This is a genomic window from Bradyrhizobium sp. BEA-2-5, from assembly GCF_032918025.1.
Classification (GTDB): domain Bacteria; phylum Pseudomonadota; class Alphaproteobacteria; order Rhizobiales; family Xanthobacteraceae; genus Bradyrhizobium; species Bradyrhizobium pachyrhizi.
Map to the genome: position 1 here is coordinate 3,298,832 of NZ_CP136629.1, position 26,701 is coordinate 3,325,532.

General features: G+C 66.2%; 21 protein-coding genes, 3 pseudogenes and 1 riboswitch. Of the genes and pseudogenes, 17 read left to right on the top strand and 7 right to left on the bottom strand.

Annotated elements, in window-relative coordinates; translation table 11 throughout:
* The first annotated feature begins 6 nt into the window (after positions 1–6).
* Positions 7–227, top strand: a riboswitch (cobalamin riboswitch).
* 92 nt (positions 228–319) lie between these two features.
* The 7 genes and pseudogenes from RX327_RS15200 to cobJ all read left to right on the top strand — a co-directional run bounded on the left by RX327_RS15200 (position 320) and on the right by cobJ (position 8,229).
* On the top strand, positions 320–694 hold the full coding sequence (locus RX327_RS15200) for a DUF1636 domain-containing protein (RefSeq protein WP_317250735.1): 375 nt from the start codon (positions 320–322) through the stop codon (positions 692–694).
* A complete protein-coding gene (gene cobW, locus RX327_RS15205; protein WP_317250736.1) occupies positions 691–1,725 on the top strand; it encodes a cobalamin biosynthesis protein CobW in 1,035 nt (344 codons plus the stop codon). The genes RX327_RS15200 and cobW overlap by 4 nt, the downstream gene beginning before the upstream one ends.
* Positions 1,725–4,973 carry a cobaltochelatase subunit CobN gene (cobN, locus tag RX327_RS15210; RefSeq protein WP_317250737.1) on the top strand — a complete coding sequence of 1,083 codons (3,249 nt, stop codon included), beginning with the start codon at positions 1,725–1,727 and terminating at the stop codon, positions 4,971–4,973. Before cobW ends, cobN begins: the two co-directional genes overlap by 1 nt.
* 44 nt (positions 4,974–5,017) lie before the next feature.
* On the top strand, positions 5,018–6,133 hold the full coding sequence (gene cobG, locus RX327_RS15215) for a precorrin-3B synthase (protein ID WP_317250738.1): 1,116 nt from the start codon (positions 5,018–5,020) through the stop codon (positions 6,131–6,133).
* Positions 6,133–6,762, top strand: a complete 630-nt coding sequence (locus tag RX327_RS15220; protein WP_317250739.1) for a precorrin-8X methylmutase — start codon at positions 6,133–6,135, stop codon at positions 6,760–6,762. Before cobG ends, RX327_RS15220 begins: the two co-directional genes overlap by 1 nt.
* A 2-nt stretch (positions 6,763–6,764) precedes the next feature.
* A pseudogene (locus tag RX327_RS15225) lies at positions 6,765–7,498 on the top strand (precorrin-2 C(20)-methyltransferase).
* Complete coding sequence (cobJ, locus tag RX327_RS15230) at positions 7,495–8,229, top strand: precorrin-3B C(17)-methyltransferase (protein ID WP_317250740.1); 735 nt, start codon at positions 7,495–7,497, stop codon at positions 8,227–8,229. Before RX327_RS15225 ends, cobJ begins: the two are co-directional and overlap by 4 nt.
* Here the strand turns inward: cobJ and RX327_RS15235 are convergent.
* Positions 8,205–8,954, bottom strand: coding sequence for a cobalt-precorrin-6A reductase (locus RX327_RS15235; RefSeq protein ID WP_317250741.1), 750 nt, complete (start codon positions 8,952–8,954; stop codon positions 8,205–8,207). The two genes, cobJ and RX327_RS15235, sit on opposite strands and share 25 nt — an antisense overlap.
* Here RX327_RS15235 and cbiE point away from each other — a divergent pair.
* The 6 genes and pseudogenes from cbiE to cobF all read left to right on the top strand — a co-directional run bounded on the left by cbiE (position 8,953) and on the right by cobF (position 14,081).
* A complete protein-coding gene (gene cbiE / locus RX327_RS15240; protein WP_317250742.1) occupies positions 8,953–10,134 on the top strand; it encodes a precorrin-6y C5,15-methyltransferase (decarboxylating) subunit CbiE in 1,182 nt (393 codons plus the stop codon). The genes RX327_RS15235 and cbiE overlap by 2 nt on opposite strands.
* Complete coding sequence (locus RX327_RS15245) at positions 10,131–10,499, top strand: cobalamin biosynthesis protein (RefSeq protein WP_317250743.1); 369 nt, start codon at positions 10,131–10,133, stop codon at positions 10,497–10,499. Before cbiE ends, RX327_RS15245 begins: the two co-directional genes overlap by 4 nt.
* Positions 10,496–11,291 (top strand): annotated as a pseudogene (gene cobM, locus RX327_RS15250) (precorrin-4 C(11)-methyltransferase). Before RX327_RS15245 ends, cobM begins: the two are co-directional and overlap by 4 nt.
* On the top strand, positions 11,288–12,598 hold the full coding sequence (locus RX327_RS15255) for a cobyrinate a,c-diamide synthase (protein WP_317250744.1): 1,311 nt from the start codon (positions 11,288–11,290) through the stop codon (positions 12,596–12,598). The pseudogene cobM and the gene RX327_RS15255 overlap by 4 nt, the downstream one beginning before the upstream one ends.
* Positions 12,595–13,323 carry a uroporphyrinogen-III C-methyltransferase gene (cobA, locus tag RX327_RS15260; protein ID WP_317250745.1) on the top strand — a complete coding sequence of 243 codons (729 nt, stop codon included), beginning with the start codon at positions 12,595–12,597 and terminating at the stop codon, positions 13,321–13,323. The genes RX327_RS15255 and cobA overlap by 4 nt, the downstream gene beginning before the upstream one ends.
* Before the next feature lie 7 nt (positions 13,324–13,330).
* Positions 13,331–14,081, top strand: a pseudogene (cobF, locus tag RX327_RS15265) (precorrin-6A synthase (deacetylating)).
* Between the two features lie 575 nt (positions 14,082–14,656).
* Here the strand turns inward: cobF and RX327_RS15270 are convergent.
* Positions 14,657–15,163: a YkgB family protein gene (locus RX327_RS15270; protein WP_050387162.1), complete on the bottom strand. Its 507-nt coding sequence runs from the start codon at positions 15,161–15,163 to the stop codon at positions 14,657–14,659.
* A 36-nt stretch (positions 15,164–15,199) separates the two neighbouring features.
* On the bottom strand, positions 15,200–15,736 hold the full coding sequence (locus tag RX327_RS15275; protein WP_050386962.1) for a carboxymuconolactone decarboxylase family protein: 537 nt from the start codon (positions 15,734–15,736) through the stop codon (positions 15,200–15,202).
* Between the two features lie 131 nt (positions 15,737–15,867).
* Here RX327_RS15275 and RX327_RS15280 point away from each other — a divergent pair, with 131 nt between their 5' ends.
* A complete protein-coding gene (locus tag RX327_RS15280; RefSeq protein ID WP_050386961.1) occupies positions 15,868–16,863 on the top strand; it encodes an AraC family transcriptional regulator in 996 nt (331 codons plus the stop codon).
* Between the two features lie 54 nt (positions 16,864–16,917).
* On the opposite strand, the gene RX327_RS15285 is transcribed toward RX327_RS15280, so the two are convergent.
* The 4 genes from RX327_RS15285 to RX327_RS15300 form a co-directional block, all read right to left on the bottom strand.
* Positions 16,918–17,589 (bottom strand): peroxiredoxin-like family protein, encoded by a 672-nt coding sequence (locus RX327_RS15285; protein ID WP_050386960.1) that lies wholly within the window; start codon positions 17,587–17,589, stop codon positions 16,918–16,920.
* 164 nt (positions 17,590–17,753) lie between these two features.
* Positions 17,754–18,632 carry a LysR family transcriptional regulator gene (locus tag RX327_RS15290; RefSeq protein ID WP_050386959.1) on the bottom strand — a complete coding sequence of 293 codons (879 nt, stop codon included), beginning with the start codon at positions 18,630–18,632 and terminating at the stop codon, positions 17,754–17,756.
* A gap of 99 nt (positions 18,633–18,731) precedes the next feature.
* Entirely contained in the window at positions 18,732–19,658 is a 927-nt protein-coding gene (locus RX327_RS15295; protein WP_317250746.1) for a response regulator transcription factor, read from the bottom strand.
* Entirely contained in the window at positions 19,648–23,016 is a 3,369-nt protein-coding gene (locus RX327_RS15300; protein ID WP_317250747.1) for an ATP-binding protein, read from the bottom strand. The genes RX327_RS15295 and RX327_RS15300 overlap by 11 nt, the downstream gene beginning before the upstream one ends.
* Before the next feature lie 168 nt (positions 23,017–23,184).
* Between RX327_RS15300 and urtA the strand changes: the two genes are divergently transcribed.
* The 3 genes from urtA (at position 23,185) to urtC (ending at position 26,696) form a co-directional block, all read left to right on the top strand.
* Complete coding sequence (gene urtA, locus RX327_RS15305; RefSeq protein ID WP_317250748.1) at positions 23,185–24,444, top strand: urea ABC transporter substrate-binding protein; 1,260 nt, start codon at positions 23,185–23,187, stop codon at positions 24,442–24,444.
* Positions 24,445–24,615: 171 nt separating this feature from the next.
* Positions 24,616–25,542: an urea ABC transporter permease subunit UrtB gene (gene urtB / locus RX327_RS15310; protein WP_317250749.1), complete on the top strand. Its 927-nt coding sequence runs from the start codon at positions 24,616–24,618 to the stop codon at positions 25,540–25,542.
* Positions 25,543–25,559: 17 nt separating this feature from the next.
* Positions 25,560–26,696, top strand: coding sequence for an urea ABC transporter permease subunit UrtC (urtC, locus tag RX327_RS15315; protein ID WP_317250750.1), 1,137 nt, complete (start codon positions 25,560–25,562; stop codon positions 26,694–26,696).
* Positions 26,697–26,701: the final 5 nt, after the last annotated feature.

Sequence of the window (26,701 nt, forward strand, 5' to 3'; positions counted from 1 at the left end):
TTGGACGAATGGTGGTGCGGCGTTGGTTCCTGTCCTATGACAGGCGAAGAGGGAATGCGATAGGGTCCGAATCGGCAAGATTTGGGTCCAAAATGCAGCCGCCCCCGCGACCGTGACCGGAGAGATGCCCGAAGCCACTGATTCCCGCGGGAATCGGGAAGGCGGGGATCGAAGGGCAAAGCCCTGCTCCGCAAGCCGGGAGACCTGCCAGCGCGACGAGTTTTGGACCGGCGGACGGGGTGTTCCGCGACGGGGAACGAACCTGTCCAAAATCGGTTCGTGTGCCTCATCGCTACCCGCTGTCAATCCAGGAAGGGCGATGAGCGTTACACTTCATGTCTGCATTACCTGCCGCGCCGGCCAGACGCCGGCGGAAGGTGAGCTCGCGCCCGGTGCACGCCTGCATGGCGCGATCCTCGACGCCGGCGTGCCCGACGGCGTCAATGTGGTTCCCGTCGAATGCCTGTCGGCCTGCAGCCAGGGCTGCTCGGTCGCGCTCAGCGCGCCCGGCCGCTGGTCCTATGTCTATGGCCGCCTGTCCGCCGATAATGCCGCGGATGTGATCGCCGGTGCCTCCGCCTATGCGGCTGCGCCCGACGGCCTCGTGCCCTGGCGCAGCAGGCCGGAAATCTTCCGCAAGCAGTCGCTTGCCCGCATTCCCCCCATTGCCGTCGTGCCGGAGGCCGCCGAATGAATTCGCTCGCAAAAGTTCCGGTGACGGTGGTCACCGGTTTTCTCGGGTCCGGCAAGACCACGCTGATCCAGCATCTGCTCGCCAATGCGAACGGCAAGAAACTCGCCGTGCTCGTCAACGAGTTCGGCAGCGAGGGCGTCGACGGCGAGATATTGAAGTCGTGCGCCGATGCGAACTGTCCGGAGGAGAATATCATCGAGCTCGCCAACGGCTGCATCTGCTGCACCGTCGCCGACGATTTCATTCCGACGATGGAGAAATTGCTGGCGCGCCCGGTGCGGCCCGATCACATCCTGATCGAGACCTCGGGCCTGGCGCTGCCGAAGCCGCTGCTCAAAGCGTTCGACTGGCCGCAGATCCGCTCGCGCATCACCGTGGACGGCGTGATCGCGCTGGCCGATGCCGAGGCCGTCGCGGCGGGCCGCTTCGCGCCGGACCCGATTGCCGTCGAAGCGCAGCGCGCCGCGGACGAAAATCTCGACCACGAGACGCCGCTGTCGGAAGTGTTCGAGGACCAGATCGCCTGCGCGGACATCGTGCTGCTGACCAAGGCGGATCTCGCCGGGGCGGAAGGGATCAAGGCGGCGAAAGAGGTGATCGCGGCCGAGATGCCGCGCGAGGTGCCGATGTTGCCCGTCGTCGACGGCACGATCGACGCACGCGTGATCCTCGGGCTCGGGGCGGCGGCGGAAAACGACCTCGCGGCGCGGCCGTCGCATCATGACGGCGAGGAGGAGCACGAGCACGACGATTTCGCCTCCGTCGTGATCGATCTTCCGGAGGTCGCGGATATCGATGCGCTGGTCGCCTCGGTCCAGCGTCTGGCGCGCGAGCAGAACGTGCTGCGTGCCAAGGGCTACATCGCGGTCGCGGGCAAGCCAATGCGCCTCTTGCTGCAGGCCGTCGGCGAGCGCGTGCGCCACCAGTTCGACAGGCCCTGGGGCGCGGGTATCAGGCAGTCGAAGCTCGTCGTGATCGGCGAGCATGGCGATATCGACGAGGCCGCGATCAGGTCAGGACTTGGTATCTGATGCACGTCGTTTTCCGCGAGAGCCGTGGTCTCGAGGAGACCGCGACGCCAAGAGACATCGGCCAGGACCCGGCCGATCTCGTGGTGCTCTCGTATTCGGATTCCGATCTTGCGGCGTTCGCGGCCGGCTGGCGGCGCGGCGGGAGCAGCCTGCCGTCGCTGCGGCTCGCCAATCTCGCCGAGCTCCGGCATCCGCTGTCGGTCGACACCTATGTCGAGCGCACGCTGTCGCAGGCGCGCGGCATCCTGGTGCGGCTGATCGGCGGCGAGTCCTACTGGCCCTACGGGCTGGCCTCGGTGCATCGGCTGGCGAAGGAGCGCGGCATCGCCCTCGTCGTGCTGCCGGCGGATGGCCGCGACGATCAGCGGCTGGATGAATTCTCGACCTTGCCGGTCTCGACGTTGCGCCGTCTGAAGGTGCTGTGCGACAAGGGCGGCCCCGTTGCCGCGCAGGCCGTGATCGCGCAACTGGCGCTGGCGTCCGGACTCTATGCCGGGCCTGTGGTCGGCGAGATCGATCTTCCCGAGATCGGCGTCTACGATCCCCGGCGCGGTGTCGTCGCGGCGTTGCCGGCACCGGATGGCCGGCCGCGCGTGCTGGTGACGTTTTATCGTTCCTACCTCGCGGCAGGCGATACGGCGCCGGTCGATGCATTGATCGATGCATTGCGCGAGAAGGGCTTTGATGCCCACGGTGTCTTCGTCACCTCGCTGAAGGCGGCGGGCGTGGCCGACTGGCTGCGCGCTCAGTTCGCGCAATGCGCTCCAGCGGCCATCGTCAATGCGACCGCGTTCTCCGCGGCCGGTGACGACGGTACGACGCCGTTCGACGCCGCATCATGCCCGGTGTTCCAGGTCGCTTTGTCGACCGCGCGGCGCGAGAATTGGGCCTTGTCGCTTCGCGGCCTGTCGCCTGGCGACCTCGCCATGCATGTGGTGCTGCCCGAAGTCGACGGCCGCCTGTTCGCGGGCGTGGTGAGCTTCAAGTCGCCTGGTGAGCGCGATCCTGAGCTGCAATTCGCGCATCTTGCGCATCGACCCGATACCGAGCGCGTCGCTGCAATTGCCGCACGCGTGGCCGCCTGGCATCGGCTTGCCAGCAAGCACGCACAGGAGAAGCGGCTCGCAATCGTGCTGTCGAACTATCCCGGCCGGCCGCACCAGATCGCGCATGCCGTTGGTCTCGACGCGCTGGCTTCGGTCGAAGCGTTGTTGTCCGATCTCGGAGCTGCGGGATTTGATGTTGAGCCGGTGGCGTCGCTGGGCGACATTCTTTTGCGCAGGACTTTGACGTGGAACGTCGCCGACTACCGTGCAGCGCTTTCCGGACTTCCGCGGCAACTGCAGGATGATGTCGGCCGCGCATGGGGCGCGCCGGAGGACGATCCCGATTGCCGTGACGGCGCATTTCATTTCGCGGCGATCTGCTGCGGCAAATCGGTCATTGCCGTTCAGCCGGAGCGCGGTGAGGTGGGGCAGCGCGACGCCGACTATCACGATCTCGCCCGCACGCCGCGCCATGCCTACGTCGCCTTCTATCTCTGGCTCAGGCAGCAGGGCTGTGACGCCGTCCTGCACATGGGCGCGCACGGCACGCTGGAGTGGCTGCCCGGGAAGTCCGTGGCGCTGTCATCGAGCTGCTGGCCGGAAGCGCTGACCGGCGATCTTCCCGTCATCTATCCCTTCATCGTCAACGATCCCGGCGAGGCCGCGCAGGCCAAGCGGCGTATCGGCGCTGTCACGATCGGCCATTTGCCGCCGCCGCTGGAAACATCCGCGGTGCCGGAAGGCCTGCGCCGGCTCGAGCGGCTGCTCGATGAATATTCGACCGCCGATGGTCTCGATCCCGCCCGCCGCCAGCGCCTGATCGCGGCGATCCGTGACGAAGCACGCATCGCAGGGCTGGAAGACGATCTCGGTCTCGCCGCGTCGGTCTCGGCGGCCGAGGCCATTCCGCAGATCGATCGCTTCGTCTGCGATCTCAAGGAGAGCCAGTTCGGCGACGGCCTGCACGTGTTCGGCCGCGGCGCGTGCGGCGAAGCGGAGCGGGACGCGCTGCTTGCCGCGCTGGCAGGCCGGCGCGTTGCGCCGGGCCCATCGGGCTCGCCCTATCGCGGACGTCAGGACGTGCTGCCGACCGGGCGCAATCTCTTCGCCGTCGATCCGCGCGCGGTGCCGACGCCGTCGGCGCATGCGCAAGGCATCAAGCTTGCGGAAGAGCTGCTCCGCCGTCACTTGCAGGATCATGGCGACTGGCCGAAGGGCCTCATCGTCGATCTCTGGGGCTCGGCGACGATGCGCACGGCGGGTGAGGAGTTCGCCATGGCGCTGCACCTGGCCGGCCTTGCGCCGCGCTGGGATCACGCCTCCGGCCGCGTCACCGGCTACGACATTGTCGCGCCGGCCGAACTCGGCCGTCCACGCATCGACGTCACGCTGCGCGTGTCGGGCCTGTTCCGCGATGTCTTCGCAGGGCTGGCCCAGTTGTTCGAAGCCGCGGCGGAGGCGTTGTCCGAACGCAGCGACGAGGCGGACGAGAATCCTTACCGGCAGCGCATCGCGCGCGTGTTCGGTCCTCGCCCCGGACATTATGGCGTTGGCATTGCGTCGCTGTCAGATGTCTTCACCGAGGAGGCGCGCGAGGCGGCCGGCGAAGCCTGGCTGTCGGCATCGTCGTGGGCTCTCGCATCCGACGGCGAGATGCGGCCCGATCGCGCCGGCATCGAGGCGCGGCTCGCGGCTGCGGACGGTTTTGTTCACACCCAGGATTTGCCGGAGACCGATCTGCTGCTGGCGGCGGACTATGCCGCGCACGAGGCGGGCATCGCGGCGGCGGCCCGGCGCCTCGGCACGAAAGCCCCATCGCTCTATCACCTCGATGCGACGCGGCCGGATCAGCCGCATGCCCGGGCGTTGACCGAGGAAATCTCGCGGGTGGTGCGGGTGCGTGCCGCCAACCCTGCGTGGATCGCCGGCATGATGCGGCATGGTTTTCGCGGCGCCGCCGAGATCACCGCGACGCTGGAGCACATGGCCGCCTTCGCGCATCTCGCGGGCGCCGTGCCGCCGCATCTGTTCGACCTCTATTACGATGCCACGCTCGGCAACGACGACGTCCGGGCCTTCATGGCGCGCCAGAATCCGGCGGCGCTGGCTGCGATCGAAACCTGCTTCATGAGATTGCACGAAGCCTCACTCTGGCGAACCCGCCGCAATTCGATCGCGGCGGCGCTGCGGGAGGCCTCATGAGCGCGGGCGCAGTCAAAGGCTGGTGTCCCGGCGCGCTGCGCCCGATGCTGTCGGGCGACGGGTTCGTGGTGCGCATTCGCCCGCGCGGCGGACGGCTGGACGTGGCGCAGGCAGCGGGAATCGCCGAGCTGGCGGCGCGATACGGCAACGGCCTGATCGACCTGACCAGCCGCGCCAATCTCCAGATCCGCGGCGTCAGCGATGAAGCTTATCCGCGCCTGGTCGATGGGCTCGCCGAGCTCGGGTTGCTGGACACGGACTCGAATACCGAAGCGCAGCGCAACATTCTGGTGACGCCGTTCTGGACAGCCGCCGACGAGACACGCTCGCTTGCGACCGAGCTTGAGCAGGGGCTTGCCGGCGCCTCGCTTGATCTTCCAACCAAGTTCGGCTTCGCAATCGATGATGGCAATGCGCGGATGCTGGTGGGGGCGTCCGCCGATATCAGGATCGAGCGCGATCGCAACGGTAAACTGCTGGTACGTGCCGATGGCGCACAGCGCGGGCTTTCGGTCATGCGGAGCGAGGCTGTGCAGGTCGCGCTGGCGCTGGCCGAATGGTTTGTCACCTCCGGCGGAACCAGGGGTGAGCGGCGACGGATGGCGGCTCATCTCGCCGGCGGCGCGAGCCTGCCGCAGTCGCTTCGCGGTGATGCCGAGCCCGTGGGCCAATCGTCGAGTCCTGTGCCGGGCATCTATCCAATCGGCGCGATGGTTGGCGTCGCCTTCGGGCAAATGCCGCACCAGACACTCCGCGATCTCGCTGCGAGCGCGCGGGCTCTCCGCATGACGCCGTGGCGGATGATGCTGGTGGAGGGCATGCGCGGGATGCCCGGTGGGGCGGACCTCGTGACTGATGCCGGCGATCCGAGGCTGCGCGTGGTCGCCTGCAGCGGCGCACCGCGCTGCGGCGATGCGCATGCGGACACGCGTATGCTGGCGTCGGCGCTCGCGCGGCATATCCCACCCGATGCGCGGCTTCACGTCTCTGGCTGCGCCAAAGGCTGTGCCCATTCCGGTCCTTTGGATGTCACCCTCGTTGCGACAATTGACGGCTTTGATCTGATCCGCCGCGGCACGACGCGGGATGCGCCGGTCCTCCGAGGGTTGACCAGTTCGTACCTCGTCGCAAATCCCTCCGTGCTGACGGGAGGCCATTGATGCCGCACGTCTACGAGACCGATGGCGCAGCGATCTATCGCCAGTCCTTTGCCACCATCCGCTCCGAGGCCGATCTGGCCCGCTTTACGTCCGACGAGGAGCCGGTCGTGGTGCGCATGATCCACGCCGCCGGCATGGTCGGCCTGGAGGCGCATATCCGCTTCACATCGGGCATGGCGACGCTCGCGCGCGCGGCCCTGCAAAAGGGCGCGCCGATCCTGTGCGATGCGCGCATGGTCTCGGAAGGCATTACGCGCGCACGACTTCCCGCGGCCAATGCGGTCATCTGCACGCTCGGAGATGTCAAGGTTCCTGCGCTCGCGCAATCCATGCGCAACACGCGCTCGGCCGCGGCGCTGGAGCTGTGGCGGCCGCATCTCGATGGCGCGATCGTCGCAATCGGCAACGCGCCGACCGCGCTGTTTCATCTGCTCAACATGCTGGAGGATCGCGACTGCCCGCGGCCTGCGGCGATCATCGGCTGTCCGGTCGGCTTTGTCGGTGCCGCCGAATCGAAAGCCGCGCTGATGGCCGATCCGCCGGTCCCGGCATTGACGGTCGAAGGCCGCCTCGGTGGCTCCGCCATCACGGTTGCTGCCGTCAACGCGCTGGCGAGCCGGAGCGAATAGCCATGGGACGCATCATCTGCTGCGGTCTCGGCCCCGGCGATCCTGATCTGATGAGCGTGCGCGCCGATCGCACGGTTCGCAAGGCGCAGCATGTCGCCTATTTCCGCAAAAAGGGCAGGCCGGGCCAGGCGCGCCGCATCGTCGAAGGATTGCTCGCCGCTGACGTCACCGAATATCCCATGGAATATCCAGTGACCACGGAGATCGCCTTCGACAGTCCCGACTACGTGCAGCTGCTCGCCAGCTTCTACGACGAATGGGCGGAACGCCTGGCGCGGCTGGCGCGCGCGGTCGACGTCGTCGTGCTCTGCGAGGGCGATCCCTACTTCTACGGCTCCTTCATGCATCTGCACACGCGCCTGCAGGGCCGCGTCGCGATCGAGGTGATCGCCGGCATTCCGGGCATGGTCGGCTGCTGGAATTCGGCGTCGGACAGCCGATCGCGCTCGGCGACGACGTGACGACCGTGTTGATGGGCACGCTGCCGGAGCCGGAGCTCGCCGAGCGGATGCGCAGCTCCGACGCGCTGGTCGTGATGAAGACTGGTCGCAATCTTCCGAAGATTCGCCGCGCGCTGGCGTCCGCGGGGCGCCTCGATGATGCGTGGCTCGTCGAACGCGGCACCATGCTGGATCAGCGCGTCGCACGGCTTGCGGATATCGGCAAGGCCGAGTGTCCGTATTTTGCGATCGTGCTGGTGCATGGGCAAGGACGGCGCAGGGAGGCCGCGCAATGACGGGCACGCTGACCATCGCGGGCCTCGGGCCGGGCAGTGAGGCGCTGGTGACGCCGGAAGTCTCAGCGGCGCTTGCAGCCGCGACCGACATTCTGGGCTACGCGCCCTATGTCGCGCGGGTGCCGCCGCGACCTGGGCTCACGCTGCATCCCTCGGATAATCGTGTGGAGTTGCAGCGCGCCGCTGACGCGTTGCGGCTCGCGTCGGAAGGGGGCCACGTCGTCGTGGTGTCCTCGGGCGATCCCGGCGTGTTCGCCATGGCCTCGGCCGTGTTCGAGGCGCTCGAACGGGCGCCGCAATGGCAGTCGCTGCCGATCCGCGTGCTGCCTGGTATCACCGCGATGCTGGCGGCGTCCGCGCGTGCCGGTGCGCCGCTCGGTCATGATTTCTGCGCGATCAATCTCTCCGACAATCTCAAGCCGTGGGCGGTGATCGAGAAACGCCTCCGCCTCGCGGCGGAAGCCGATTTTGCCATCGCGATGTACAATCCGCGCTCGGCGAGCCGGCCGGAGGGATTTGGCCGCGCGCTTGAGATCTTGCGCGAGGCGGGCTGCGACGAGCGCATCGTGATTTTTGCGCGCTCCGTCAGCACGCCCGGGCAGCGGATCGAGACGGTCGAACTGCGCGACGCGCGGCCTGAAATGGCTGACATGCGCACGCTGGTGATCGTCGGCAATTCGCAGACGCGCCGCGTCGGCCGCTGGGTCTATGCGCCGAGGCAAGTGCGATGACCGAGCCACTGCATCACGTCGCTCACGCTTTCCACCCGTGGTCTGTCGGGCAGTTGCGGCCGCGAGATCATGATCACGGGCAGGCCGAGCATGCGCGCTGCTTCGATCTTGGCGCGCGCGCCGTCGCCGCCGGAATTGCGGGCGACGATCCACGCGATGTGACGCGCGCGCATCATCGCGAGCTCCCCCTTGAGCATGAAAGGTCCGCGCGACACAATGACGTCCGCGTTGGGCAACGACGGCGTTTCGTCGGGCGGGTCGACAAAACGCAACGTATAGGCATGCTGCGGCCGTGCGCCGAAGGGCGCGATGTGCTGGCGGCCGATCGCGAGGAATACGCAGGCGGGGCTGTCCGGCAAGGCCGCGGCCGCGGAGACGACGTCTGCGACTTCGATCCAGCGATCGCCGGAGGCTTTGTCCCAGGGCGCGCGTTCGAGCGCGAGCAACGGCGTTGCGCTTTGCGCGCAGGCGGCGATGGCGTTGCGGCTCATCTCGGCCGCGAAGGGATGCGTCGCGTCGATCACATGGGTGATATTTTCGCGGCGAATGTAGTCGGCAAGGCCGCTCGCGCCGCCGAAGCCGCCGATGCGGGTCGGCAGCGGCTGGTCGGCCGGCGCGCGGGTGCGGCCGCCATAGGAATAGACGGCGTCGATCCCCGCGCTTGCGATCGCAGCGGCGAGCAGGCTCGCATCGGCCGTTCCGCCCAGAATGAGGGCGCGCGTCATGTCTGATCCCTGGCTGACAATCATCGGTATCGGGGAAGATGGCCTTGCCGGGCTGTCCGAGGCAAGCCGAAAGGCGCTCCGTGACGCCGAAACAGTTTTCGGCGGCGAACGGCATCTCGCGCTCGCCGGCATCGCCGACCGCGGCCGTGTCTGGCCGGTGCCGTTCGACGCAAGGATCGTGCTGAGCTGCCGTGGCCGGCCGACGGCGGTGCTCGCCTCCGGCGATCCGTTCTGGCATGGCGCCGGCGCGAGCCTCGCCGAGATGCTCGATGGCGGCGAGTGGATCGCGCACCCCGCGCCGTCGACATTCTCGCTTGCGGCGGCGCGTTTGGGCTGGCGTATCGAGAATGCTGTCTGTCTCGGTCTTCATGCCGCACTGTTCGAACGGCTGTTGCCGCATCTCGTGCGCGATGCGCGGATCATCTGCCTGCTGCGCGACGGCAAGGCGGTGTCCGATCTCGCGCGCTGGCTGACGGAGCGTGGTTGGGGGGCGTCGGCAATATGGACGCTTGCGGCGCTTGGCGGACCGCGTGAGTCCGTCACGCAGCATCGCGCCAACTCGTATGCGGGTGATTCAAGCGAGAGCCTGGTCGCAATCGCGCTGGAGGCGCGGGGACAGCAGGGAATCGCACGCAGCTCGGGACTTGCCGATGCGCTCTTTGTGCATGACGGGCAACTGACAAAGCGGCCGGTCCGCGCGCTTGCGCTGTCGGCGCTTGCGCCGCGGCCCGGTGAGCGGCTGTGGGATGTCGGCGCGGGCTCGGGCTCGATCTCGATCGAATGGGCGCTCTGTGGTGGGACGGCGATCGCCGTCGAAGCCCGCCGCGAACGCGCCGCCAACATCCGCCGCAATGCAGCGAGCTTCGGCCTGACCCATCGGATCACCATTATCGAAGGCGAGGCGCCCGGCGCTTTATCGGACCTCGCGGCGCCTGATGCCGTGTTCATCGGTGGCGGCCTCGACGCCGCGATGTTCGATGCGATCTGGTCGCGGATTGCGCCGGGCACGCGGCTGGTCGCGCATGCTGTGACCCTGGAGACCGAGGCGCTGCTCTGCGATCTGCACCAGCGTCATGGCGGCGAGTTGACGCGCCTCGAGATCGCGCAGGCCGAGCCATTGGGCCGCTATCGCGCCTGGAAGGCTGCGCGGCCGATCGTGCAATGGAGCGCGCTCCGATGAAGGTCGCTGGCCTCGGATTCAGGCGCAATACCAGTGTCGCGTCCTTGCGCGACGCGCTCGACGCGGCCGGCGGTTCCGACGGCCTTGCAGCCGTTGCGACAGTGAGTGACAAGGCGGATGCGGCGGCGTTGAAAGCGCTGGCGCAGCAACTGGGAATACCGATCCGGGGCATTCCCGCGGAGACGTTGGCCGAGATCAAGACTGCAACGCAATCCGAGTTCATCAAGGCAAGATTCGGAACGGGCTCGGTCGCCGAAGCTGCGGCGATCGCTGCAGCAGGGCGCGGTGCGCGCCTGATCTCGGTCAGGACCGCGTCACAGGATCGGATGGCCATCGCGGCGATCGCCGAAGGAGACGGCGCATGACGGTGCATTTCATCGGCGCCGGCCCGGGCGCGCCCGATTTGCTGACGCTGCGCGGCCGCGATCTGATCGCAGCTTCTCCGGTCTGTCTCTATGCCGGCTCGCTGGTGCCGGAGGGTGTGCTGGCGCATTGCCCGCCCGGTGCACGCATCGTCAACACCGCGCCGCTCTCGCTCGACGAGATCATCGCGGAGATCGCCGCCGCGCATGCGGAAGGCAAGGATGTCGCGCGGCTGCATTCCGGCGACCTCTCGATCTGGTCGGCGATGGGCGAGCAGCTTCGCCGCCTGCGCGCGCTGCATTCCCTGTTCGGTGACGCCGGGCGTGCCCGCTTTCTCGGCTGCTGCAGCGGCACTGGAGACCGAGCTGACGCTTCCGGGCCTTGCGCAATCGGTGGTGCTGACGCGAACGCCGGGCCGGGCGAGCGCGATGCCTGAAGGCGAGAAGCTCGCTGCATTCGCCGCGACCGGCGCGGTGCTCGCGATCCATTTGTCGATCCACCTGCTCGACAAGGTCGTGGCGGAGCTGACGCCGCATTACGGCGCGGACTGCCCGGTCGCGATCGTCTGGCGCGCGAGCTGGCCGGACCAGCGCATCGTCCGCGCGACGCTTGCGACGCTCGATACCGCCGTCGGCCCCGAGCTCGAACGCACTGCGCTCATTCTGGTCGGCAAGACGCTCGGGGCGGACGAATTCGCCGAGAGCCGTCTCTATGCAGCCGACTACGACCGCCGCTACCGCCCGGTCGGGGCGGTGCCGCGTTTTCCGGAAGCGTCGCCGGAATCATCGCAATGACCGCGGGGCTCGTCATCTCTGCGCCGGCATCCGGTGTCGGCAAGACGACGCTGACCCTGGCGTTGGCGCGCGCTTATCGCAATCGCGGCGTGAGGGTGCAATGCCTCAAGAGCGGGCCTGATTACATCGATCCCGCCTTTCACGCGGTCGCCACCGGACGCGCGTCGGTCAACATCGATAGCTGGGCGATGGCGCGCGAAGCCATCGCGCATTTGGCAGGCCGCGGCGCGGATGCCGATCTCGTGCTGACGGAAGGCTCGATGGGACTGTTTGACGGCGTCGCGGCGCGTGGCGTCTCGGGGACCGGCGCCACCGCCGACATCGCAGAGATGATGGGGTGGCCGGTGTTGCTGGTAATCGATCCCTCCGGTCAGGCGCAGACGGCGGCGGCGGTGGCGGCGGGATTGCGTGATTTCCGCGCCGGCGTACGGCTTGCAGGCGTCGTCCTCAATCGCGTCGCGAGCGCACGGCATGACGCCCTGGTGCGGAGTGCGATGGCAGGCGCGGGCATCCCGGTGTTAGGATCGCTGCCCCGCCACGCCGAGATCACCTTGCCGAAGCGTCATCTCGGACTGGTGCAGGCCGAAGAGCAGGCTCAGATCGACGGTCTGATTGACGAAGCCGCGCGCTTTGTCGTCGAGCATATCGATCTCGACACCGTGCTGAAATCGGCCGAGGTCTGGTCGCCGCAATCCGCCGTACCCAGCCTGGTCATCACGCCGCCCGGCCAGCGCATCGCGCTGGCGCGCGACGCGGCGTTCTCCTTTGTCTATCCTCACATGTTGGAAGCCTGGCGCGCGGCCGGCGCACAGATCGTGACGTTCTCGCCGCTTGCCGACGAAGGCCCCGACGCGGATGCCGATGTGTGCTGGCTGCCCGGCGGTTATCCCGAACTGCATGCCGGCCGGCTTGCGGCCAACAGGCGATTTCTCGGGCAGCTCCGCGCCTTCGCCGAGACACGGCCGGTGCACGGCGAGTGCGGAGGCTATATGGTTCTGGGCACAAGCCTCACCGATGCCGACGGGCTCCGCCATGAGATGACGGGCCTGCTCGGCCTCGAGACCAGCTTTGCCAAACGCCGCATGCATCTGGGCTATCGTCTTGCCGAGCTCGCCGCACCGATGCCCGGACACGGCCCAGGCGCACGCCTGCGCGGCCACGAGTTTCACTACTCGACGATCATCGCGCAGCCCGACACGCCGCTCGCGGTGGTGCGTGATGCGACCGGTACGATCGTTGCGGAGACCGGATCGCGGCGCGGCTGTGCGACGGGTACATTTTTTCATCTGATCGCGGAGGACCGGTGAAAGGATTCGTGTCGTTCATTTCCGCCGGCCCCGGCGATCCCGAATTGCTCACGGTGAGGGGCGCTGCGCGGCTGCGCGAGGCCGACGTCGTGCTCTATGACGACCTCGCCTCCGGTGCGATTCTGGATCTCGCCCAACCCGGCGCCAATCTCGTCGCGGTGGGAAAGCGCGCCGGCCGCCTGTCGGCGAAGCAGCACCATGTCAGCCGGCTGCTGGTCGATTATGCCGCCGCCGGCGTGCGGGTGGTGCGGCTGAAATCCGGCGACGCCGGCATTTTTGGTCGGCTCGAGGAGGAGATCGAAGCGCTGCGCGCGGCCGGCATCGGCTACGAAATCATTCCCGGTGTGACCTCGGCCTCGGTTGCCGCCGCGCAGGCCGGCATTCCGCTGACGCGCCGGCTGACCTCGCGCCGAGTCCAGTTCGTCACCGGCGCCGATGTGACGGGCGAATTGCCCGCGGACCTGAACTGGGCGGCGCTGGCCGATCCCGAGGCCACGACCGTGGTCTATATGGGCCGGCGCACCTTTCCGGCATTGGCCGCAAGGCTGATCGCTCATGGCCTCGCGCCCGACACGCCCGCACTGCTGGCGGAATCGCTCGGCCACGCCGACGAGCGGCTGCTTCGCACCACGATCACAGCGCTGGCCGACCGGCTCATGCAGGCCGGCGCGGCCACGGCGGCTGCCGTGATCCTGTTCGGCGCGCTGGCACCGGAACGAGGGTGACGCGGCCATGTTGACGCTGTCCCTGATCGGCATCGGTTGTGGTGATCCCCGGCAGCTCACTTTCGCCGCGACCGCCGCGATCAATGCCGCCGACCTGATCCTGATCCCGCGCAAGGGGACGGCGAAGTCGGATCTCGCCGAGTTGCGTCGCACCATCTGCGCAGAAGCGTTGACCAATGACCGCACACGCATTGCCGAGTTCGACCTGCCGGTGCGTGACGCCGGCGAAGAAGATTATCGTAAGGGCGTGGACGATTGGCACGATGCGATCGCCGCGACGTGGTCGCAGGAAATCGCGCGCCATCTCGGCGGGGAGGGACGCGTCGCCCTGCTGATCTGGGGCGATCCCTCGCTCTACGAATTCGAGCCTGCGGATTGCGCGACGGCTCGATCCGTTGCCATCGATCGAGGTGATCCCCGGCATCACCTCGATCCAGGCGCTTTGCGCGGCGCATGCGCTGCCGCTCAACGACATCGGCGAGCCGTTTCTGGTCACGACGGGGCGGCGCTTGCGCGAAGGCGGCTGGCCGCAAGGTGTCGATACCGTGGTGGTGATGCTCGACGGCGGTACGGCGTTCCAGTCGCTCGATCCGGATCGTTTGCATATCTGGTGGGGCGCCTATCTCGGCATGCCCGATCAGATCATCATGGCGGGGGAACTGGCAGAGGTGGGCCCTCGCATCGTCGCCGCACGACGAGAGGCGCGTGAGCGGCATGGCTGGATCATGGACAGCTATGTCCTGAAGCGGAGATCGTGATCCAGATTTTGCTCCGGCGGCATTCCATCCAGCCGGGCCGCTAGGTCTTCAACCCGCGAATTGAGGGTTGAATGGTCAGGCGGTAAGCGACGAGCTTGTCGCCATCGAACTGCTCGAGGGTCGTCTCGCAAACCGGGCAGCGATATTCGCCCTCACTTCCTGACCTGGATGCCAGCTCAAGGCGTCGGAATCCAGCCCCGCAACGCGGGCATGTGACGTCGTTCTTCTTCATCAACTCACCCCAGAACAACACCGGCGCTCCTTTTTAGCGCAGACCGCGCGGCGGAACTATGTTCATGGCCGGAGAGCTATGGATCATTCGTGCATGGAAGCGGCGATGGGTCGTCAAGCGGGCGACAGCGCAGCCGATCGCGCGGAGCGCGTGGCCGATTTTCAACGCATTATGCAAGTTCGGCAATGGGTTATGGCTCGGCCTTCAAGGGCAAGGGCCCCCGGACCCCGGGGCAACAATAGTGACTGCGATGTCGTTGTGTTCGAGAGAGACGCTGCGTCTGCTCAATACCACGCGCGATCGCCGGCACGCCCGAGGCCCACCGGCGATCAATCGCGATCAGCTATTGCCTGATCAGACGGACCACGTCCTGTCGCAGCAGGTAGAGCGAGACGGCGAGCAGAACGACGTCCTTCATCAGGAACGGCACGTTGCCGGTCATCGCGGGGAAGCCACCGGCGGCGACGTCCCAGCCATCGGGCATGAAGGGAATGATGGTGACCGTCGCGATGAAGGTTCCGGTCGAGCCGAGGGCGCCGAGCACGCCGAGCCGCTTGTCCCAGAAGCCCGCGAGCAGCAGCGAACCGAATGTCCATTCCGAGGCGCCGAGGAAGTAGCTGGCGCCGGCGTGGCCGAACGCTGGATACAGCCACCAGATCAGCGGCCCGTTGCTGATGAACGGGACCAGCCGTTCGAATTCGTACGGAAACCACTTCTGGTAACCGAAGAACAGGAACATGATCACCATCGCGGCCCGGACGACGTGATAGTCGAGATCCTCCGCCAGCAGGCCGGACCTGTCGAGCGCGCGGACAAGCGGATTTTGTGTGGTGTTGGCAAGCGTGGTCATGGTCGTAATCCTTTTGCGTGACATCGCCCGGTCGCTTCAGGCGACCGCCGGGAAATCGATGTCGGTGTCGTTGATGCGGTTGAAGACGTTGGTGAAGACCGTGGTCGCAAACGCCAGGCTGATCTCGACCAGCTGCGCGTCGCTGTATCCGGCGGACTTGATCGCGGCGAAATCCTCGTCGCTGACGGTGCCGCTCGACTGCGCGAGGTTGCGCACGAAATGCACGAGCGCATCGCGCCTGGCGTCACTGGTCGGCGCGCCGTCGCGGATCTGCTTGAGCACATCGGCATTCACGCCGGCGATCCTGGCGAGATGCGAGTGCGCGGCGACACAATAATCGCAGCCGCCGGCAGCGCTGATCACGAGCTTGACGACCTCCAGGTCGCGCCGGGGCAGGCTGCCGCCAGTCAGCACGGCATCGGCCGCGAGGATCGACTTGAGCGCGGCCGGACCGTGGGCGGCAATCGCCGCGTAGGTGTTCGGGACGCCGCCGATCGCCTTCTTGATCTGGGCGTAGATCTGGCCGGACGGGCCGGTATCGGTTTCGAGATTGGGGGTTGAGAGACGCGACATGGTGGCACTCCTTGTTGCGGGTGGTGAACGATTGCGGAGTGACAATAGGATCGAGCTTTGAGACATTGAATGTTCATATTGCTCGTTTATATGCTCAATCGTCTCACATACTGCTTCAGGGGGATTTGGCTATGGATTGGCTGAGCCGGCTGTTCGAGATGATGCCGGTGCGCGGGCGGCTCGATCTTCGCTGCAGCTACAGCGTCCCCTGGCGTATCGAGCAGGGCCCGGGTTTAACCAACGAGATCCCCTATCATGCGGTGCTCGCCGGCTCGGCGATCCTGGACGCCGCCGCTGGCGGACGGCCGTTGCTGCTGAAGGCCGGCGACATCCTTCTGCTTCCCGGCAACCCGCGACACGTGATGCACGACGGTAGCGGGGCGATACCGCTGCCGGCGCGCAACCGGGCGGCGGAGAATTTCACGATCAGCGAAAACCTCGGATCGGACGAACGGCTTGACCTGTTGTGCGGGCACTTCGCGATTACACCGCCCCACGACCGTCTGTTGCGCGGCTATCTTCCGCCGCGTCTTGTCGTGCATGCCGGCGCGCGTGCGGGAAAGGGGACGGCTGCGCAGCTCGCCGGGCTCGTGTCGCTGATGCGCAGCGAAACGGCCGACGATCATCTGGGCGGCCGCGCCATGCTGAATGCATTGTCCACGGCAATGTTCGCGCTTGTGCTGCGGCTTGCGAGCGAGACCGACGCAACGTCACGGGGACTTCTCGCCTTGGTCGGTGATCCCAGGCTCGCGCCGGCCGTGGCCGCCATGTTCAAGGAGCCTGCGCGAGCGTGGTCGCTGCCGGAGCTCGCACGGCTTTGCAACATGTCGCGCGCCACGCTGGCGCGGCAGTTCCAGGACAAGCTCGGGCGATCGGCCAGCGATCTGCTCACCGACATCAGGATGACGCTTGCGGCGAACGAGTTGAAGGGATCGTCGCTTTCGACCGGCGCCGTGGCGGAGATGGTCGGGTATCAATCGGAAGCCGCCTTTCAGCGCGCCTTCAAGAGCCACATGGGCGTGACGCCGGCGCAGTGGCGAAAGTCGCAGCACTCCGGGGTGGATGTGTTGGCCGGCGCCGGCGCGCCCGCCGATCCGGAGGGGAGTACGCCGGCCGCACATGCGTAGCCTGCGAGAGGAAGGCGGCCGATGGTCACTCGCCACCGGCCAGTCTGCGCGCTGTCATGCCTTCACGGTCGCCTGCTGGAGGACAGCGATCATGTCCTCGGGCTCGGGTCGGCGGGTATAGTCGGGGTTGACTTCGGAGTAGAGGATCACACCGTCCTGTCCGATGACGTAGCGGGCCGGCATCGGCAGCGTCCAGCTCGGATCGTCGTTGAACGTCGGCAGATCGTTCTTCAGCTGCTTGTAGAGCTCGACCAGATAGTCGGGCAGGTGGAAGCGCAGTCCGAAGGCCTCGCCGACCTGACCGTTCACGTCGGACAGGATCGGGAAGGAGAGCTTGTTCTGGCGCACCGACTTGCGGCTGTTCGGCGCGGTCTGCGGCGAGATCGCCACCAGCGCGGCGCCGCATCTGTCGAATTCCGGCTTGGCCGCCTCGAGCGCCTGCAACTCCATGTTGCAATACGGGCACCAGACGCCGCGGTAGAAGCTGAGCACCAGCGGGCCGCGCTTCAACAGATCGGTCGAGTTGACGATGTTGCCCTCGGGATCGCGGAGCGAGAAGGCGGGGGCGACATCGCCAGCCTTCCTGGCGCGCTGGGCGGCGCCGGATGCGATCAGCTCCGCGGTGGCGCGGTGCATGATATCGATGACTGGTCGCGGAACGTTGTAGGGCGGCTTTCCGGCTTCGAAATCGGCCTTGAAAGCGTTGAGCCTGGCTTGCAGCGACATAACGGTTCTCCTCGGTTTCTGCGCGGTGGACGGCGGCGCCGTCCGGTTTGTTGAACTCACACGCTGCAAGCTAAAGGAGGTGGCCACGCCGGGTAGCGCTGCCGTCGGACTAGCGCTTATTCCTGTTGGGAATAAGCATCCACCGTTTCAAGCGGCCGATGACGTCATGCATTGAAGCTGCGCTCGAAGAAGCTCACGAATGCGCGTGCCTTGGCGGTCGCTGCACGTCCGGTCGGAAGCACGGCCCAGAGATCGAGGGCTGGGAGGTTCCATTCCGGCAGGACCGCGCGCACGGCGCCCGATTTGAGCTCCGGGGTGAACATCCATTCCGATGCGATCGTGAGCCCGGCATCGGCGAGCACCGCAGCACGGACGCCTTCGGCTGCGGTCACCCGCAACCGGCTCCGCACGGTGACGGCCAGTTCGGTACTGTCACGTTGAAACGACCACACGCTGCCCTCGCGAAGATAGACGACGGCTTGGTGCCGGCTCAATTCGCTCGGTGTCGACGGCGTGCCGGCGCGGTCGAAATAGGCAGGCGTGCCCAGCACGAAGCGCTGGCATCGCGCGATACGGCGCACCGTCAGCGTCGAATCCGTCATCTTACCCATCCGCAGCGCGACATCGATGCCCTCCTGGACGAGGTCGATCTGACGGTCATCGAGCACGACCTCGAGGTCCAGCTCGGGATGCTGCGCGAGAAACCTCGGCAGCATCGGAATGAGATGGATGCGTGCGAAGGTGACGGCCGCACAGACCCGCAATCGGCCCTTGAGGCCGGCCCCGGCGCCACGCGCCGCCAGTTCGGCTTCCGCAGCCTCGTCCAGCGCGCGCCGGGCACGCTCGAGATAGCCAAGCCCCGCTTCCGTCGGCGTGAGGCCATGGGTCGAGCGGGTCAGCAGCTTGACCCCGAGAAATTCCTCGAGCTGCGCGACCGATTTCGAAACCGCTGGCTGGCCCACGCGAAGCTGCCGCGCTGCGCCGGAGAACGAGCCGGTCTCGACCACCCGCACGAATGTCTCCATCGCCGCCAGACGATCCATGCCTATTCTCCGCCGGAATGAACGTGTCAGCCCATCCTGTCACGGTCTGGGGCGACTGGCCATGTCAGGACGCGTCCCCGGGGCAGTGGAGGCAGCAGGCTAGGACTTGCGGTGCCTGGCGTTGACCGCGATCGCGGCGGCGGCCGTCCGGTTCTCCACGCCGAGCTTGGCGTAGATCTGCTCGAGATGCTTGTCGACCGTACGCGGGCTGAGACCCAAAATCTGCGCGATGTCGCGGTTGGTCTTGCCCTTGCTGAGCCAGGCCAGAACCTCTCCCTCGCGGGTGGTGAGGCCGAGCTCGCTGGTGAATTCGGCCGGCATATCGCCGCTGGTGTCCTTGGCGAGACGCAGCAGGAATTCGTTCGGGCCGAGCTTGCCCATATATTGCAGCCGCAGCTGCTCGTTGCCGGGGAAAGGTGCCACGGTCGCAGTCTTCTTTCCCGCAGCGCCTTTCTGCGCCTGCTCGAGCCATTGCGGCATCGGATCCGGCAGCGCGAAATTGTCGGCGGCGTCGGCGAGCGTGTCCGACAGCAGTCGCTGTGCCTGCGGCGTCGCCCACAGCAGCGCGCCGGCGCTGTTCACCGCGAGCAGATACCGGCCGGAGACGTCGAGCGCGGTGCGTGCGCTCTGGGTCAGCCGGGCATTGCCGAGATGGACGCGGATGCGCGCCAGCATTTCCTCGATCACGATCGGCTTGGTTACGTAGTCGACACCGCCAGCTTCAAGCCCGCGCACGATGTGCTCGGTCTCGGCAAGGCCCGTCATGAAGATCACGGGGACGTTGGCGAGACCGGCATCGCGCTTGAGCCGGCGGCAGGTCTCGAAGCCGTCGATGCCGGGCATCACGGCATCGAGCAGAATGATGTCGGGCGTGATCTGGTCGATGATGCGCATCGCCGCGGCGCCGTCGAGCGCCACCATGACCGTCATGCCGGCGCCATCGAGCGCGTCGGTGAGCAGCCGCAGCGTCTCCGGAGAGTCATCGACAACGAGCGCGACGTCGCGCTTCTTTTGTTCAATGGTCATAACTGTGCAATATCTTCAACGTCGCCATATATTGATCGAGATCGAACCGGTCGATCAGCGTGCGCATCTGGCCGACGAAGTCGGCATGTTCGGGACACTCATTGCCGATCTCGTCGAGCTTGAGCTGGATCGCCCTGACATAGCCGAGCTGGCCGAGGCTGATCAGCTCTTCGACATATTTCACCGGCGGCCGCGAACCACTCTCGGGCTTCCACTGTGGAGGCGGGGCCGGCTCGGCCTCATATTGCCATTCGATCTTGAGCAGCTGGCGGATCGTCTCCAGGAGCCGCGGGATGTCGATCGGCTTCATCAGATAGCCGTCGTGGAAGGGTTGCGCCAGCGGAGCGCCGTGGGCCTCCAACGCGCTTGCCGACACCATGAGGATGCGCGCCTGGTGATGGCCGCTCGCGCGCAAGGCCTCGGCCACGGTCCAGCCGTCCATGGCAGGCATCGAGATGTCGAGCAGGAACAGATCGGGCCGGCAATGCTGTGCCAGCGCGAGGCAGCCGGCGCCGTCCGGCGCGCTGAGCAGGATGAAACCGAGCGGCGTCAGCACCTCGCGCAGCAGGTCGCGGTGGGTCGGGTCGTCGTCGGTGATCAGGATCGTCTTGCGCGGACCGTGATAGCCGTACACGGGAGCATCGACCGGCGCGATGCGCCGGGGATTGGTGACCTCCGAGAGCAGGATCTTGACCTTGAACGTTGAGCCGGTGCCGACGGTGCTCACGACCTTGATGTCGCCGCCCATCACGCCGGCGAGCAGGCGGCTGATGGTCAGGCCGAGCCCGGTGCCGGTCTGCGGCTGCGAGACGCCGAGCGCGCCGCGCTCGAAGGGTGCGAAGATGCGTTCGAGATCGTCGCCCCGGATGCCGGGGCCGGTGTCGATCACCTCGAACTCGGCAACGGGGCTGCGATAGTGCACCACGAACTGCACACTGCCCGCCTGGGTGAACTTGATGGCGTTCGAGAGCAGGTTGATCAGCACCTGACGCAGCCGCTTCTCGTCGGCATAGACCACGCGCGGCAACGACGCCGGCCGCCTGAACACGAAATCGATGCCCTTGGCCGCGGCCTGAAGGCGGAACATGCCGACGAGCTGATCGAGGAAGTCATTCAAACGCACTTCATCGCGCGACAGATACAGCCGCCCGGCCTCGATCTTGGAGATGTCCAGGATGCCGTCGATCAGGCCGGACAGGTGGTCGGCGCTGCGGCGGACGACGCGGACCTGGTCGCGCGGCCGCACCTGCAGGCTGTCGTCCTGCTCCAGCAATTGCGCGTAGCCGGAGATCGCGTTCAGCGGCGAGCGCAGCTCATGGCTCAGGCCCACCACGTAGCGGCTCTTGGCCAAATTGGCGGACTCGGCGACCTCCTTGGCACGTTGGAGCTCGGCGTCGGTGCGCTTGTGCGCGTCGATCTCCTGGATCAGCAGCGTGGTCTGCCGCCGCGTCTCGGCCTCGGCGGCGCGGCGGCTCTGCTGTGCCAGCACGAACAGCCAGGCAACCACGCCGATGATGATGCTGAGCGAGAAGAACACCTTCCACAGCACGTCGGACAGCAATTCGTTGGCATGCACGGCCGCGGTGGTCTGCAGGTAGATCAGGCCGAGCACCAGCGCCACGAGGCCGGCCGAGACGGCGAACACGCCGAGATAATGCCCAAGCTGCGAGTTGATCCGGGCGTAGATCGGTTGCGGCATCAGCTTGCCCAGCGTCTCCGAGACCTGCGCCTGAATTCGAGCGTGCGGCTTGCAGAGATCGTGGCAGCGCGCGTCCAGTGAGCAGCACAGCGAGCAGATCGGACCGGCATAAGCGGGGCAGGAGGCCATATCCTCCGGCTCGAACGCGTGCTCGCAGATACAGCACTGGATCGCCTCGAGGTTCTGCCAGCTCCGCTTCGGCTTGCGTGCGATATAGTACTTGCCGTCCGTGGCCCAGGCAATCAACGGCGCGGCGAGGAAGGCCACTGCGAGCGCTATGAAGGCCGACAGCGCCTTCGCGGTAGGTCCGAACAGGCCGTAAAAGGCGCTGATGGAGACGATCGTTGCGATCGTCATCGCGCCGACGCCGACCGGATTGACGTCGTAGAGATGCGCGCGCTTGAATTCGATCTGCTGCGGCCGCAATCCAAGCGGCTTGTTGACGACGAGATCGGCGACCAGCGCGCCGACCCAGGCAATCGCGACGTTCGAATAGAGCGCTAGCGTCTGCTCCAGGGCCTTGTAGACGCCGATCTCCATCAACAGCAGTGCCACGATGACGTTGAAGACCAGCCAGACCACACGCCCGGGATGGCTGTGGGTCAAACGCGAGAAGAAGTTCGACCAGGCGATCGAGCCGGCATAGGCGTTGGTGACGTTGATCTTGACCTGCGACAGGATCACGAAGGTGCCGGTCAACGCCAGTGCGAGCTCGGGCTGCGAGAGCACATAGCGGAACGCTTCGAGATACATGTGCGCCGGCTCGGCGGCCTCCTCAGGCGGCACGCCGTGGCTGAGCGCGAAGAAGGCGAGAAACGAGCCGGCCAGGAGCTTCAGCGCGCCCAGCACGATCCAGCCCGGTCCTGCGCTCATCAGCGCTATCCACCACGAAACCCTCGAGGCGCGGCGGTCGCGTGGCAGAAATCGCAGGAAGTCGACCTGCTCGCCGATCTGCGCCACCAGGGAAAACACCACCGAGGCCGCAACGCCGAACAGCAACAGATCGAAATTCCCTGCGGGATCGCCATGATCGCCGGCGAATTTGCGCCACTCGGTGAAGGAGTGCGGGTTGTGCCAGGCGATCGCCGCGAACGGAATGATGTGAAGGACCACCCATAGCGGTTGCGTCCACAATTGGAAGCGGCTGATCAGCGTGATGCCGTAGGCCACCAGCGGGATGATGACGACGGCGCTGATGAGATAGCCAACCGGCCGCGGAATCCCGAAGCACATCTCGAGCGCGGACGCGAGGATCACGGCCTCGATCGCAAAGAAGATGAAGGTGAAGGACGCGTAGATCAGCGAGGTGACCGTCGAGCCGATGTAACCGAAGCCGGCTCCCCGCGTCAGCAGGTCGATGTCGATACCGCACTTGGCCGCATGGTAGGCGATCGGCAGCCCGCAGAGGAAGATGATGACGCTGACGACCAGGATCGCGGCGGAGGCATTCATCGCACCATAGTTCAGCGTGATGGTGCCGCCGATCGCCTCCATCGCCAGGAACGAGATCGCGCCCAGCGCCGTGTTGGCGACGCGGGCGGCGGACCAGCGGCGTGCGCTCTTGGCGGTGAAGCGCAGGGCGTAGTCTTCCAGAGTCTGGTTGGCGACCCATTGGTTGTACTGGCGCCTGACGCGGTCTATTCGCTGCCGCCCTGCCACTCGTTTGAACTCCTGGTCCACGATGCGCTGATCGCGGGCAAATCCCGTACCAAAACCTACGTCGCTATTTTGCGGTGCAGTATACGCGATCTCACGTATCAGTGCGCTGCACAAAAGTGAGCAATCCTCGCCTGATCAATAAGCGTTCTCGAACCAGATGGGGTGCTCATGTCAGACGAAACAAAACCAGGCCTGAAGTCTCCGCTCCGGCGCAAGCTCTTGATGGGAATGGCCGCTTTGCCGGCCGTCTCGATGCTGGGCCGTCCGGCATTTGCCGACGTCCCTGCGACCTCGGCGGTCAACACCACGGGTCTCGCGGTCACCGATACCGAGGTCACGGTCGGCATCCTGCACTCGGCGACCGGCACCATGGCGATCTCCGAGACCGGCTCGATCGAGGCCGAAAAGCTCGCGATCGAGCAGATCAACGCGGCCGGCGGCGTCCTCGGGCGCAAGATCAAGTTCATCCAGGAGGACGGCGCCTCCGATTGGCCGACCTTCGCCGAAAAGGCCAAGAAGCTGCTGGTCAACGACAAGGTCGCGGCCATCATGGGCTGCTGGACCTCGGCCTCGCGCAAGGCGGTGCTGCCGGTCGTCGAGCAGTATAACGGCATGCTCTATTACCCGACCTTCTACGAAGGCCTCGAGCAGTCCAAGAACGTGATCTACACCGGCCAGGAAGCGACCCAGCAAATTCTCGCCGGCCTGAACTGGATCGCCAAGGAGAAGGGCGCAAAGACCTTCTTCTTCATCGGCTCCGACTACATCTGGCCGCGCACCTCGAACAAGATCGCGCGCAAGCACGTCGAGAACGTCCTGAAGGGCAAGGTCGTCGGCGAGGAGTACTACGCGCTCGGCAGCACTCAGTTCAACTCGGTCATCAACAAGATCAAGCTGACCAAGCCCGACGTGATCTTCACCGACGTCGTCGGCGGCTCCAACGTCGCCTTCTACAAGCAGCTCAAGGCCGCCGGCATCGACCTCGCCAAGCAGCCGCTGCTGACGATCTCGGTCACCGAGGACGAAATCGACGGCATCGGTGGCGAGAACATTGCGGGTGCGTACGCCTGCATGAAGTACTTCCAGTCGCTCGACAATCCCAACAACAAGGCCTTCGTGCCCGCCTTCAAGAAGATGTGGGGCGAGAAGACCGTGATCGGAGACGTCACCCAGGCTGCCTATCTCGGACCGTGGCTGTGGAAACTGACGGTCGAGAAGGCCGGCTCCTTCGACGTCGACAAGATCGCGGCGGCGTCGCCCGGTGTCGAGTTCAAGGGGGCCCCGGAAGGTTACGTCCGCATCCACGAGAACCATCATCTCTGGTCGAAGACCCGGGTCGGTCGCGCCAAGCTCGATGGCCAGTTCGAGCTGATCTACGAGACCGCCGATCTCGTCGAGCCCGATCCGTTCCCGAAGGGTTACCAGTGAGCCAGTAGCCCGCATGAGCGGGGCGATCTGCGGGACCGTCCCGGGTATCGCGACCGCCCGCCCGGGCTACGAAGCTCCACAACGCATCGCGGCCTGGACGTCAGCGCCCACGCCACGGAACGAGCGTCGCTTGACCGGCGGCGCGTGCCCCTTGGAATGACGGAGGACCAGATGTTCGGCGACTATTCGATCAGCGATCTCGGCGCCATCCTTGCGATGCAGGGTTTTGCCGGACTGATCCTGTTCTCCGTCTATGTCCTCATGGCGCTCGGACTTGCCATCATCTTCGGCCAGATGGGCGTCATCAACATGGCCCATGGCGAGTTCATGATCCTCGGGGCCTACGTCACCTGGATGACGTCGAACGCCGTGCAGCACGTCGCGCCCTGGCTGTTCCCCGGCTACTTCTTCCTCGCGATGATCCTGGCCTTCATCGCATCCGGCGCACTGGGCATGCTGGTGGAGTGGGTGCTGATACGGCACCTCTACAAGCGCCCGCTCGACACGCTGCTTGCCACCTGGGGCCTCAGCCTGATGCTTCAGCAGGCCTATCGCTCCGTGTTCGGCGCGCGTGAGGTCGGCGTCGAGCTGCCGCAATGGATGATGGGCTCCTGGCAGGCGACCGACTCGATCCAGATCCCGATCAACGGCATGTTCGTGATGGCGCTGACCATCCTGATCACGATCGCGGTCGCCTATGTGCTGTTCTGGTCAAGCTGGGGCAAGCAGGTCCGCGCGGTGGTGCAGAACCGCGTCATGGCCGGCGCGGTCGGCATCAACACCGAGAAGGTCGATCGCTATACGTTCGGACTCGGCTGCGGCATTGCGGGCGTCGCCGGCAGCGCCTTCACCATGATCGGCTCCACCGGGCCGACCTCCGGTCAGCTCTATATCGTCGACACGTTCCTGGTGGTCGTGTTCGGCGGCGCTGCCAGCCTGCTCGGCACCATCGCCTCGGCCTTCTCGATCTCGCAGACGCAATCGACCCTCGAGTTCTTCATGTCGGGCTCGATGGCCAAGGTGCTCACGCTGCTCGCTGTCGTCGGCATCCTGATGCTGCGGCCGCAGGGTCTCTTCGCCCTCAAAGTCCGCAAATAAAAACAAGCAGGCTGGTCATGATCATCAACTCGCGCTTTTTTAATCGCTCCGAACTGCTCGGCTTCCTTGCGCTCGCGGTGCTGTTGTTTCTCATCCTGCCGCTCTCGCTGGATGTGTTCCGCCTCAACCTCGTCGCGAAGTACCTGACCTACGCCTTCGTCGCGCTCGGCCTCGTGCTGTGCTGGGGCTATGGCGGCATCCTGAGCCTGGGGCAGGGCGTGTTCTTCGGCCTCGGCGGCTACTGCATGGCGATGTTCCTCAAGCTCGAGGCCTCGAGCGTCGAGAACACCAAGATCCAGTCGACGCCCGGCATTCCCGACTTCATGGACTGGAATCAGATCACGTCGCTGCCGTTGTTCTGGCAGCCGTTTCACAGCCTCCCGGTCACGCTGCTGGCGATCTTGCTGGTTCCCGCGGTCTTCGCCCTGATCATCGGCACTGCGATGTTCAAGCGCCGCGTCGGCGGCACCTACTTCGCGATCATCACGCAGGCGGTCGCCGCCATCCTGACCATCCTGATCGTCGGGCAGCAGGGCTACACCGGCGGCATCAACGGCATGACCGACCTCCGCACGCTCAAGGGCTGGGACATCCGGCCCGACCACGCAAAGGTCATCCTGTACTTCGTCGAGGTGGTGCTGCTGTTCGCCTGCATCGGCATCGCACAGTTCATCCGCCTGACCAAGCTCGGCCGCATCCTGGTCGCGATGCGCGAGCAGGAGGACCGCGTCCGCTTCTCCGGCTACAGCGTCGCCAACTTCAAGATCTTCGCCTTCTGCATGGCCGCGATCTTCGCCGCGATCGGCGGCGCCATGTTCGCACTCAACGTCGGTTTCATGTCGCCGTCCTTCGTCGGCATCGTGCCGTCGATCGAGATGGTGATCTACACTGCCGTCGGCGGGCGGACGTCGATCTTCGGCGCGGTTTGGGGAGCCATCCTGGTGAACTTCGCCAAGACCAGCCTGTCGGAATCCTTCCCGCAGCTCTGGCTGTTCGGCCTCGGCGCGCTGTTCATCGCAGTCGTGCTTGCCTTCCCGAACGGCCTGTCCGGGCTCTGGGCCGACTACGTGCAGCCGCGCATCGACCGCCTGCTGGCATCACGCAAATCGAAATCGGCGGCCGGCCTGATCGCCGACGGCGCACCGGCAGAGTGAGGAGA